Below are 11,421 nucleotides of genomic sequence, written 5' to 3' on the forward strand. Positions count from 1 at the left end.
TTAAGTTGTGCACAACTCAATCGTGCACGATGTGCTAGTGTCGTCCTCATGACCGCAGCAGCCGACACCGCGACGACCCCGGGCCCCGTCTCGGGTCTCGACGAGCAGATCTGCTTCGCGCTCTACACCGCGTCGCGGGCCGTCACCGCTCGGTACCGTGACCTGCTGGCTCCACTGAATCTGACGTACCCGCAGTACCTCGTCCTGCTCGTCCTCTGGCAGAGGGGCGCGACGACCGTCTCGGCGCTCGGCCACGAGCTACAGCTCGAGTCCGGCACCCTGTCGCCCCTACTCAAGCGCCTCGAGGTGCAGGGCATCGTCACCCGCACGCGGTCCGCCGCCGACGAGCGCTCGGTCGAGGTCGCCCTCACCGAGGCCGGTCACGCCCTCCGTGCCCGGGCCGCCGGGTTCCCCGACCTCATCTGCGGCGCGACCGGGCTCGACCTCGACGACCTGCAGGCACTGCGTGGTGACATCGCCTCGCTAGCGGCAGCCGTCCGGGCGAACACCGCCGCCCTGGCCAACACCGCCGTGCTGGCGGACGCGTCCGGCCCGACGCCCCCCGCGGCACCGGCACCGGCACCGGCACCCGCACCCGCACCGGCGCCGGCCCCGACCCCCTCCTGACCCGCCCCACCGACCCACCGCATACCGCACCCCCTCCCCATCGAAAGAGAGCACCACATGCCCACTCGCACCTCACGCACCGCCTGGAACGGCAGCCTCGAGACCGGCGAAGGCCAGGTCGAACTGTCGAGCTCCAAGCTCGGCACCTACGACGTGTCGTTCCCGAAGCGTGCCGCCGACGACGCCAACGGCGCCACCAGCCCCGAAGAGCTGCTCGCCGCGGCCCACTCGGCCTGCTACGCGATGCAGTTCTCGGCCGTCCTCGGCCAGGCCGGCGGCACCGTCGAGGCCCTCGACGTCAAGGCCGACGTCTCGCTCGGCCCGGACTCGGCCGGCGGCTTCAAGCTCACCGGCATCGCCCTCACCGTCCGCGGCGAGGTCTCCGGCATCGACGAGGCCGCCTTCCTCGAGGCCGCCCAGAACGCCAAAGAGACCTGCCCGGTCTCGAAGGCCCTCACCGGCGTCGAGATCACCCTCGACGCCGCGCTCGAGGCCTAGGCCCGAGCCGCAGCACCGCACCCCTCGAGAACGCAGGAGGCGCGGGTCACCCGACCCGCACCTCCTGCGTTCTCCGCATCACCGGCCCGACGGCGCGACGCCGTCAGCACCCCGACCGCGTCAGAGCCACTTCTTCCACTTGAAGACGCCCCAGATGCTCGCGCCGACCGCGACCATCGCGGCGACCGCCATCGGGTAGCCGAACTGCCAGTGCAGCTCGGGCATGTTGTCGAAGTTCATGCCGTAGACGCCGCCGACCAGGGTCGGGGCGAACAGGATGGCCGCCCAGCCCGAGATCTTCTTGACCTCGTCGTTCTGCTGCAGGCCGACCTCCGACAGGCGCCGGGTCTCCTCGTTCTGGGCGAGCCCGGCCTCGGACAGGCGTCGCATCTCGTCGTTCTGCGCCTGGGTGACGAGCGTCGAGTGCACCGTCAGGGCGTTCTCGAGCAGCGCGCGGAAGGTGTCGGCGCGCTCGCCGATCCGCAGCACGTGGTCGAGCACGTCGCGCAGCGAGCGCTGCAGCTCGACGTCGACGCCGTACTTGTCCGACCCGCGCAGCAGGTTCTCGAGCATGCCGCGCAGCGGGCTCGTCGCGCGTTGGAAGCTGATCACCTCGCGCAGCAGCTCGTAGATGCGCCGTGACACCTCGGGGTCGCCGCCGAAGAGCTCGTCCTCGATCTCGTCGATGTCCTTCTCGATGCCGGCGACGACCGGGCCGTATCCGTCGACCACCTGGTCGAGCACGGCGTAGAGCACGGCCTCGGGGCCGAGCGCGAGCAGCTCGGGGTTCGACTCGAGGCGGCGGCGCACCCGGCCGAGGTCGGGGTTCTCGGCGTGCCGGATCGTGATGACGAAGCCCGGGCCGACGAACACGTGCACCTCGCCGAACTCGACCGTCTCCTCGGCGTCGAGGTAGCGGGCCGAGCGCAGCACGACGAAGAGCGTCTCGCCGAAGCGTTCGAGCTTCGCGCGCTGGTGACCCTTGAGCGCGTCCTCGACGGCGAGCGGGTGCAGCTCGAACTCCTGCGCGATCGAGCGCACCTCGTCGGGGTCCGCGCGGTAGAGGCCGATCCAGGCCATGCCCTGGTGTTCGTGCAGCAGCTCGAACGTCTCGTCGAGGTTCGCCGGGCTGTCGGTGCGGTGCCCCGCGACGTAGATGCCGTTGTCGATGAGTGCCATGGTCTGCGCTCCTGCCGTTCGTGGTGCGACGACCGTCCGTCGAGGGACGGGGTCGTGCCGGGTGGTGGTCACGACAGCCGTGCGGACGGCGGGTGTGCGGTGGGGCCGGGCCGACGCACACGGGCGACGACGCGACACCGGGGGGTGCTGAGTCGTCGACGACGTGCGTCGACGGGAGACGTCGGTGCCCGTGGGCATCGCTCGTGGTCGGTCGGGCCCGGTGCTCAGACGAGCGGGGCGGACGGCGCGACCACGGAGGGATGCCGCGGGGCGCCAGTACTGTCACCAGCCATCGCCGCTCACCTGCCTTCCGTCGTGCTGCCGCCGGGCCCGGTGGGGCCGTGGGCCCGCCTGGGCCGTGGGACAGCGTACCCCTGCGGGCACCCGGGGTCGACCGGTGGCCGCCGGGCGTCCGGGGGAGCCGGAGGGAAGGAGGCGCGTGTCGCCGTTGACCCGTGCCTCCCGCGTCCACGATCGGGTTTCGCGACCTGCAGACGGCGTCACTCTGCCACCGTGACGACCAGGACACGAGCCTGAGTCGCTTTCGTGACCGGATCGATACGGTGGATCGATGAGCACCGTCGCCGTCACCGTCCTTCCCGCCACCGCCGCCATCGCCGACTCCGAGGGGGCGTCGGGCGACGCCTGGGGCGTCGCGCCCGCGAAGCGGGCGGTGGACGCGACCGACGCCCGCCTGGTCCAGCTCGGCGACGAGACCGAGATGATCGTCCTCGGCGGCCGCGTCGACCAGGCCGAACTGCGATCCGCGATCGAGCAGCACCCCGGCATCCGCATCGTGCAGCTGCCGAGCGCCGGCGTCGACGCCTACGTCGAGACCATGCAGGCCACCGCCCGCGACGGACTCACCTTCACCAGTGCCAAGGGCGCCTACAGCGCACCCGTGGCCGAGCACGCACTGGCGCTGACGCTGGCGACCCTGCGCTCCCTGCAGATCAGGGCCCGCGCCTCCTCGTGGGAACGCGAGCAGCGCGGCATCTCGCTGAACGGGGCGACCGTCACCATCGTCGGGGCCGGCGGCATCGGCACCGAGCTGCTGCGCCTTCTGCAGCCGTTCGACGTCGAGGTGACGATGGTCCGCCGCACCGACGAGGACGTCCCGGGCGCCGCCCGCACGATCACGGTCGACCGTCTGGCCGAGGTGCTGCCGACCAGCGACGTCGTCGTGGTCGCCGCGGCACTCACCGGCGGCACCCGCAGCCTGCTCGGCGCCGACGAGTTCGCCGCCATGAAGGACACGGCCGTGCTGGTCAACATCGCCCGCGGGCCGCTCGTCGACACCGACGCGCTCGTCACGGCGCTCGCCGAGGGGCGGATCGGGGCGGCGGGCCTCGACGTCGTCGATCCCGAGCCGCTACCCGACGGCCACCCGCTGTGGGCCGAGCCCCGTGCCCTGATCACCCCGCACCAGGCCAACACGAACGCGATGACCGAGCCGCTCTTCCAGGCCCGCGTCGAGGCGAACATCCGGGCGCTGTCCGAGGGCGGCGACCCCGAGGGCGTCGTCGACGTCGAGCAGGGCTACTGACCCGCCGGCCGCCGACCTGGGAACGAACCCACCCCCGACGCGTTAGACCTGGGTAGTCGCCGCGCCGACCCGACGCGACGTTCGCGAAAGGAACCCCCGCATGCCCCTCATCGGTACATCCGACCTCGACGTCTTCCCCCTCGCCCTCGGCGGCAACACCTTCGGCTGGACCAGCGACGAGGCCGAGTCGCACTCGGTGCTCGACGCCTTCGTCGCCGGCGGCGGCAACTTCGTCGACACGGCCGACGTGTACTCGGCCTGGGCCGACGGCAACTCGGGCGGCGAGTCCGAGACGGTCATCGGCACCTGGCTCGCCCAGGGCGGCGCCTCGCGTCGCGACCAGGTCGTCCTCGGCACGAAGGTCAGCCAGCACCCCGAGTTCCCCGGGCTCGGAGCCGCCAACGTCGCGGCCGCCGCCGACGCCTCGCTCACCCGCCTGCAGACCGACCACATCGACCTGTACTGGGCGCACTTCGACACCGGCGACGACCTCGCCGAGACCCTCGGGGCCTTCGACGCGCTGCAGAAGGCCGGCAAGGTGCGGCACGTCGGCATCTCGAACTTCTCGCCCGAGCGCATCACCGAGTGGGTCGAGATCGCCCGTCGCGAGGGCTTCGCGGCCCCGGTCGCCCTCCAGCCGCACTACAACCTCGTGACCCGGAAGGCCTACGAGCGCGACCTGGCTCCGCTCGCCGCCCTGAACCAGCTCGGCGTCACGCCGTACTTCTCGCTCGCCGCGGGCTTCCTGACCGGCAAGTACCAGACCCGCGACGACATCGCCGGGGCGCGCAGTGGCAACATCGAGGGCTACTTCAGCGACGAAGGGCTCGACGTCGTGGCCGCCCTGCGCGACATCGCGAGCGCCCACCAGGTCGAGATCGCCACGATCGCCCTCGCCTGGCTGCAGGCCCAGCCCCGCGTCGTCGCCCCCATCGCCAGCGCCCGCACCCTCGAGCAGCTGCCCGCGCTGTTGGCCAGCGCGAGCGTGGCCCTCAGCGCCGACGAGCTCGCCGCCCTCGAGACCGTCTCGGCCCGGGTGGCCGAGTAGCGACGATGGGCAGCACGACTCCCGACCAGCGGTTCCACGGACGCATCGCCGGCTTCGGCACCGAGTCCGGCACGCGCGTCGTCGTCGGACTGTGGAACCGTTCGCCACTCGGCCGCTTCGTCGACGTGATGGTCGAGGACGCCGACGGCCACCGCACCTTGCTGGCACCCTCGCAGGCCGTCGCCGACTACGTCTCGTCGACCTACACGTTCGACGAGGTGCGGGTGCAGCCCGTCTCGTGGCGTGGCGTCGACCGGACGCTGCGGGTCTCGGCCGGCTCCGACGACGCGGGCGGCGACGTGCTCGACCTGTCGCTCGAGATCGGGCCCGTGTCGCCGCTCGGCCGGCTGCTGCGGCTCGTGCCCCGGGCGTTCGCGACCCGGCCCGGCTGGCTCACGCTGATCGACCCGGTCGCACGACTGATCGTGCGGGGTGCCCGCACGGCGGGCACGGCCGGTGGCGGCCGTCGCGAGTACTACGGCGTGACGCTGGCCCGTCGCATCGTCGCGGTCGACGCCCGTCTCGACGGCCGCGCTCTCGGGGCGCTGGCCCCGCTCGACCCGCCGGTGCGGTTCGGCTTCGGCTCGGCGCCCGCCGATCCCAGCCTCGTCGACGTGACCACCACGATCCGCGAGCGCTGACCACCGCACCGTCCCGCACCGCACCGCGTTCCGTGCACCGCACCTCGTCTCGTCGCGGTGTCGTGCACGAAACGCGGTGCGGTGTGGTGCCGCCCGGCCCTTCCCGCAGTGCAACACGGCGTCACCGCCCGGTGGACGAGGAGGCGCGGTGCGGCACAGTAGGACGCGTGAGCACCGCAGACACCCCCGCGCCCGTCCCGTCCGCCTCCGTCCCCTCCGTCGCCGTCGACGCGGGGGCCGCCGCCACGAAGAAGAAGCTGATCCTCAACCTCTTCGAGATGAACTGCGTCGGGCACATCACGCACGGTCTCTGGCGGCTGCCCCACAACCACCGCAGCGAGTACAAAGACCTGGCGTACTGGCTCGAGCTGGCCCGCCTGGCCGAACGCGGCGGTTTCGACGCGATCTTCATCGCTGACGTGCTGGGCGCCTACGACGTGTTCGGCGACAGCCCGGCGCCGGCCCTGCTCGAGGGCATCCAGGCGCCGAACAACGACCCGATGATGGTCGTGCCGGCCATGGCCGCGGTGACCGAGCACCTCGGTTTCGGCATCACGTTCTCGACCAGCTACGAGCCGCCGTTCGCCTTCGCGCGCCGCATGTCGACCCTCGACCACCTCACGAAGGGGCGCGTCGGCTGGAACGTCGTGACGTCGTACCTGCCGAACGCCGCGCGCAACTTCGGCCTCGACGCCGAGATCCCCAAGGCCGAGCGCTACGCCCGTGCCGCCGAGTACCTCGACGTGCTCTACAAGCTGTGGGAGGGCTCGTGGGAGGACGACGCCGTCGTCGCCGACCCCACCGCCGACGGGCTCGAGCCCGGCTCGGGCGTCTACACCGACCCGGCCAAGGTGCACGCGATCGACCACGTCGGCGAGCACTTCCGGGTCGCCGGTCCGCACCTCAGCGAGCCGTCGCCGCAGCGCACCCCCGTGCTCTTCCTGGCCACCGCGTCGCCGAAGGGCGTCGAGCAGGCGGCCCGCAACGCCGAGGTCGTCTTCACCGGCGGGCCCGCCGTCAAGGCGGTCGGCGCCGCCACGCGCGAGGCGGCCGTCGCGGCCGGACGCTCCGCCGACGACGTGTCGTTCATCGTGCAGGCCGGCGTCATCACGGGCGAGACCGACGAGGTCGTCGCCGAGAAGCTCGCGCTCTACCGCTCGTTCGCCAGCGAGCAGGGCAAGCTGATCCACCGCAGCATCCCGTTCGACGCCCCGTCCCACCCCCGCGACCGCACCGTGCGCGAGGCGCTCGAGGCCGAGGGGCGGCTCGACCACCCGGGAGCCGCCGCGCTGCCGCTCGACATCACGGTGGGCCAGCTGATCGACTCGGTCGACGAGGCCTGGGGCGGCACGTTCTTCGTCGCCGGCACCCCGACGGTCGTGGCGGACGCCGTCGAGCGCTGGCTCGACGACGAGGGCATCGACGGCATCAACCTGCGCCAGTACCACTCGTTCGACACGCTGACCGACTTCGTCGAGCTGGTCGTGCCCGAGCTGCGTCGTCGCGGTCGACTGCGCGAGGCGTACGTGCCCGGCGAGACGCTGCGCGAGCGGCTGACCGGCGGTGGGCCCCGGTTGCCCGAGACGCACCCGGCGGCGGCCTACCGCCGCTGAGCCCGGGAGGCGCGGCGCGGCCCGATGCGTCGCTCGCGTCCTTCCGGTGAGCGACCGGGCTCAGCTCGTCACACCGACGTGGTCAGTGAGCGGCGGGGCTGCGGTATCGCGCCGGCACCGGCGGGACGCGGAGCCACGTGGTCCGGCTGACGCCCCGGGCGTCCGACCACTCGACGAAGACGGTGCCGAGGGCGACCACCGCGTCGAGCTCGACGGGGGTCGCGATGCCGAGCGGGGCCCCGGGGCGCAGCTTGTCGCGACCACGGACGGGCCCGCCGGGCAGGTCCACGAGCACGTCGCGCGCGGGTCGTCCGACCGTGCGGAGCACCAGGCAGGTGCCGAGGGGCAGCGTGGGTTCGCTGCCGTCGTTCGGCAGGTCGAGCCAGGACAGCACGAAGGTGGCGGGTCGCCGCAGGCGGGTGGTGCGTTCGCGGCGGAGGCGCGCCGGGCGGGTCGACGTCGCCGGGGCGGCCCCGACGGTCGTCGTGGGGTCGAGCGCGGTCGCGGCGTCCGACGGGTCGGTCGGGCCCGGGCGTCCGGTGTCGGGCTCTGCGGTGTCCATCGTGGTCTGTTCCCCTGAAGTCGTGGTGTCGTGCGTGGTCGTGTCGTCGTCGACGTGACTCTCGAACGGCTCCGTCCAGCGAACCGCACCCCGGCCCGGGGGACAACAGGGCACGGCCACCCAGTACGGGGGTGGGGCGGTCCCCAGTCCGGGGGACGCGGATCGGGGGACACGGGCCGGGGGACACCGGCCGGGGACCTCGCGTCGTCTGGTTAGGCTCGGACGGTGACCACCGCCTCCTCGTCGCCCGCCCCGTCCGCCGCCGCGAGGCCGCTTCGCCGTCTCGGCTTCCTCACCATCGGCGCCTTCGAGGGCGACGACCCGACCGTCGGCCTCGAGCAGGGGCTCGAGCTGTTCGAGCGGGCCGAGGCGCTGGGCCTCGACGGCGGCTGGACCCGCACGCGGCACCTCCAGTTCGGCATCTCGTCGCCCGTCGCGTTCCTCTCGGCCGCGGCGCAGCGCACCTCGCGCCTGACCCTCGGCACGGCCGTGATGCCGCTCGGCTGGGAGAACCCGTTCCGGCTCGCCGAGGACTGGGGCACGGTCGACGTGCTCTCGCGCGGCCGACTGCAGCTCGGCGTCAGCGTCGGCGAACCCCGCGGCTACGACGAGATCGCCCCGCACCTCTACGGCGACGCCGCCGACCACCAGGACTTCTCGTACGGCCGGGTCGAGAAGTTCCTCTCGCTCGTGCGGGGCGAGCAGGTCAGCGCGTTCGAGGGCACCGAGGGCATAGAGGTCTACACCGGGCGGGTGCAGCCGCAGAGCCCCGGTCTCGCCGACCGCGTCTGGTACGGCGCGGGCAGCCCGCGCTCGGCCGAGTGGGCGGGCCGGCAGGGCCTCGGCATGCTGATCAGCAACGTCAGCTTCGCCGGCGGGCCCGGGCCGATCGAGCCCACGCGCTTCGCCGCGTCGCAGCTCGAGCAGATCCGCGCCTTCCGCGCGGCCCACCCCTCGGGTCAGGAGGCGCGGGTCGCCAAGGGCGCGGTCGTCCTGCCCACCGACACGGCCACCGCCGAGCAGCGTGCGGCGTACGAGGCCTACGCGTCCTCCCGTCGCGACCGCACCACCGTGGCCCACGGTCCCCGAGGCATGATGTTCGACCGCGACCTGGTCGGCCCGTCCGAGTGGATCGCCAAGCAGCTCCACGAGAACGCCGCGATGCGCGAGGTCGACGACCTCATCGTCGAGCTGCCGTTCGACTTCGGCCTCGCCGAGTACACGCAGGTGCTGACCGACGCCGCCGAGCGCCTCGGCCCCCTCCTCGGCTGGCAGGCCCTCGCCTGAACCGAGTGAGCGCTCACTCACCGTCGGGCCGCTCGCCTAGACTCGACGCAGCACCCCGAGCCGAAGGAGTCTCCATGCAGAACTGGGCCGCCAACGTCGAGTACTCGACGACCGACCTGCGTCGCCCCACGAGCCTCGACGAGCTGCGTGACGTCGTCACCGGCAGCCGTCGCGTCAAGGCCCTGGGCTCGCGTCACTCGTTCAACCGCGCCGCCGACACCGACGGCACCCTCGTCTCGCTCGACGCCCTCGTCACCCCCGTCGAGATCGACTCGGCCGCCGGCACGGTCCGCGTCGGTGCGGGCACGACGCACGCCGCCCTCGCGGGCGAGCTGCAGCGTCACGGCCTCGCCCTGCACAACCTCGCCTCGCTGCCGCACATCTCGGTCGCCGGTGCGGTCCAGACCGGCACCCACGGCTCCGGCGTCGGCAACCCCGCCCTGTCGGCGGGCGTCCGCGCCGTCGAGCTCGTGCGCGCCGACGGCAGCCTCGAGACCGTCCGCCGCGGCGACGACGCGTTCGGCGCCTCCGTCGTCTCGCTCGGCTCCGTGGGCGTCGTCACGACCCTCGAACTCGACACCGTGCCGACCTTCGACGTCGAGCAGACCATCCACGAACACCTGCCCTGGGCGGCCGCCCTCGAGCACCTCGACGCCGTGCTCGCCGGCGCCTACAGCCTGAGCTTCTTCACGCGGTACGACGGCGACGGGGTCGACCAGGTCTGGTCGAAGCACCGGGTCGGCGACGAGGTCGGTCTCGACCTCCGCGAGCTCGGTGCGGTGCGGGCCGACGCCACCAAGCACATGATCCCCGGGGCCGAGACCGCGGCCGTGACGCAGCAGGGCGGCGTGGCCGGTCCCTGGCTCGACCGCCTGCCGCACTTCCGGTTCGACTTCACGCCGAGCGCCGGCGAAGAGATCCAGAGCGAGTTCCTGATCCCCGCCGAGCACGCCGCGGCCGCGATCGAGGGGCTCCGGGGCATCGCGCACACCTTCGCCGACGTGCTGATGGTCAGCGAGATCCGCACGATCGCCCCCGACGACGCGTGGATCAGCCCGAGCGGTGGACGTCAGAGCGTGGCCTTCCACTTCACCTGGCACCGGCGTCCCGACGAGGTGCTCGCCGTCCTGCCCGAGATCGAGCGGGTGCTCGGCGCGTTCGACGCCCGCCCGCACTGGGGCAAGGTCTCGACCGCCACGCACGCCGAGCTGCGCCGGGTGTTCCCGCGTCTCGGTGACTTCGCCGCCCACGTCGAGTCCGTCGACCCCGAGGGGCGCTTCCGCAACCCGTTCCTGTCCGCATCCGTCCTCGGAGAGCCCGCGCATGTCTGAGCCCGCCCCCGTCGCCCCCGTGCCGCCGCCCGGCAGCACGCCCCCCGTCGTCGAGCCCGCGCCGGGTGCCCCGCCGACCGCGAGGCTCGTCACGTCGCCGGTGCCGGTCTCGGGCGCGCAGGTCGTGCTCGAGCGGGCCGGTTACCGGGCCGAGGTCGCCGGTGTCGGCGCCACGCTGCGCACCCTCACCTTCGAGGGTCGCGACCTGGTGGTGCCGTTCGCCGCCGACGAGGTGCGGCCCGGATTCCGCGGTGCCCTGCTCGCCCCCTGGCCCAACCGCGTGACCGACGGGCGCTACGAGCGCGACGGGGTCGAGCACCAGCTGCCGCTCAACGAGGTCGAACGCGGCCACGCCCTGCACGGCCTGGCCCACTGGGCCGACTGGACGATCGACCAGGCCCAGGCCGCGCGGGCCTCGGCTTCGTTCGTGCTCGTGCCGAGCGACGGCTACCCCTGGCGGTTGGCGCTCTCGGTCGTCTACGAGCTGGGCGAGGACGGGCTCACCACGACCGTCACGGCCCGCAACGCCGGGACGGGCGTCGCCCCGTACGGCACCGCTCCGCATCCTTACCTCGTCGCCGGCGAAGGCCGTGTCGACGACTGGTCGTTCGCGCTGCCCGCCGCGAGCTACCTCGAGGTGACCGAGGACCGCCTCGTGCCCGTCGGCACGCGGCCGGTCGGCGATCGCGACGGCTTCGACTTCCGCGACGGGCACCCGATCGGCGACCTCTTCGTCGACCACGCGTTCACCGACCTCGCGTTCGCCCCGGTCGACGGCGCCGACGGTGGCGACGGCCCGGACGGCCCCGGTCAGGAGGCGCGGGTCACCGCCACGGTCACCGCGCGCGACGGGCACGGCGTCACCATGTCCTGGGGTGCCGAGCTGCCCTGGGTGCAGGTGCACACCGCCGACCGCCCCGAGCCCGAGAACGACCGGGTCGGCCTGGCCGTCGAGCCGATGACCTGCCCGCCGGACGCGTTCAACTCGGGCGACGACCTCGTGCTGCTCGCTCCGGGCGAGGCCCACACGGCCAGCTGGACCATCGCCGCGTTCTAGCGCGGCCTGACACCCCCGAACCGGCACGACAC

11 protein-coding genes are annotated in these 11,421 nt (G+C 73.1%); 9 read left to right on the forward strand and 2 right to left on the reverse strand.

The window, feature by feature from the left end; genetic code table 11:
• Positions 1 to 48: 48 nt before the first annotated feature.
• Together BIV04_RS05625 and BIV04_RS05630 are read left to right on the forward strand one after the other, a co-directional pair.
• Positions 49 to 627, forward strand: a complete 579-nt coding sequence (locus tag BIV04_RS05625) for a MarR family winged helix-turn-helix transcriptional regulator (RefSeq protein WP_071255062.1) — start codon at positions 49 to 51, stop codon at positions 625 to 627.
• A gap of 57 nt (positions 628 to 684) precedes the next feature.
• Positions 685 to 1,125 (forward strand): OsmC family peroxiredoxin, encoded by a 441-nt coding sequence (locus BIV04_RS05630; RefSeq protein WP_054147536.1) that lies wholly within the window; start codon positions 685 to 687, stop codon positions 1,123 to 1,125.
• Positions 1,126 to 1,245: 120 nt separating this feature from the next.
• Here the strand turns inward: BIV04_RS05630 and BIV04_RS05635 are convergent, their stop codons facing one another.
• Positions 1,246 to 2,304 carry a magnesium and cobalt transport protein CorA gene (locus BIV04_RS05635; protein ID WP_054147535.1) on the reverse strand — a complete coding sequence of 353 codons (1,059 nt, stop codon included), beginning with the start codon at positions 2,302 to 2,304 and terminating at the stop codon, positions 1,246 to 1,248.
• A 571-nt stretch (positions 2,305 to 2,875) separates the two neighbouring features.
• Here BIV04_RS05635 and BIV04_RS05640 point away from each other — a divergent pair.
• From BIV04_RS05640 to BIV04_RS05655, 4 genes are all read left to right on the forward strand, one after another.
• Positions 2,876 to 3,850: a D-isomer specific 2-hydroxyacid dehydrogenase family protein gene (locus tag BIV04_RS05640; RefSeq protein WP_218141826.1), complete on the forward strand. Its 975-nt coding sequence runs from the start codon at positions 2,876 to 2,878 to the stop codon at positions 3,848 to 3,850.
• Between the two features lie 100 nt (positions 3,851 to 3,950).
• Positions 3,951 to 4,898: an aldo/keto reductase gene (locus BIV04_RS05645; RefSeq protein ID WP_071255064.1), complete on the forward strand. Its 948-nt coding sequence runs from the start codon at positions 3,951 to 3,953 to the stop codon at positions 4,896 to 4,898.
• A gap of 5 nt (positions 4,899 to 4,903) precedes the next feature.
• A complete protein-coding gene (locus BIV04_RS05650) occupies positions 4,904 to 5,539 on the forward strand; it encodes a hypothetical protein (RefSeq protein WP_071255066.1) in 636 nt (211 codons plus the stop codon).
• 167 nt (positions 5,540 to 5,706) lie between these two features.
• Complete coding sequence (locus tag BIV04_RS05655) at positions 5,707 to 7,152, forward strand: NtaA/DmoA family FMN-dependent monooxygenase (RefSeq protein WP_255364172.1); 1,446 nt, start codon at positions 5,707 to 5,709, stop codon at positions 7,150 to 7,152.
• An 82-nt stretch (positions 7,153 to 7,234) separates the two neighbouring features.
• On the opposite strand, the gene BIV04_RS05660 is transcribed toward BIV04_RS05655, so the two are convergent.
• Complete coding sequence (locus tag BIV04_RS05660; RefSeq protein WP_071255068.1) at positions 7,235 to 7,714, reverse strand: hypothetical protein; 480 nt, start codon at positions 7,712 to 7,714, stop codon at positions 7,235 to 7,237.
• A 225-nt stretch (positions 7,715 to 7,939) separates the two neighbouring features.
• Here BIV04_RS05660 and BIV04_RS05665 point away from each other — a divergent pair, with 225 nt between their 5' ends.
• From BIV04_RS05665 to BIV04_RS05675, 3 genes are all read left to right on the forward strand, one after another.
• Positions 7,940 to 9,001: an LLM class flavin-dependent oxidoreductase gene (locus BIV04_RS05665; RefSeq protein WP_071255070.1), complete on the forward strand. Its 1,062-nt coding sequence runs from the start codon at positions 7,940 to 7,942 to the stop codon at positions 8,999 to 9,001.
• 74 nt (positions 9,002 to 9,075) lie between these two features.
• Positions 9,076 to 10,332, forward strand: a complete 1,257-nt coding sequence (locus tag BIV04_RS05670) for an FAD-binding protein (RefSeq protein ID WP_071255072.1) — start codon at positions 9,076 to 9,078, stop codon at positions 10,330 to 10,332.
• Positions 10,325 to 11,389 carry an aldose 1-epimerase family protein gene (locus BIV04_RS05675; RefSeq protein ID WP_083396186.1) on the forward strand — a complete coding sequence of 355 codons (1,065 nt, stop codon included), beginning with the start codon at positions 10,325 to 10,327 and terminating at the stop codon, positions 11,387 to 11,389. Before BIV04_RS05670 ends, BIV04_RS05675 begins: the two co-directional genes overlap by 8 nt.
• The last annotated feature ends 32 nt before the right edge of the window (positions 11,390 to 11,421 follow it).

Source organism: Frigoribacterium sp. MCBA15_019 (assembly GCF_001864945.1).
Taxonomy (GTDB): Bacteria; Actinomycetota; Actinomycetes; order Actinomycetales; family Microbacteriaceae; genus Frigoribacterium.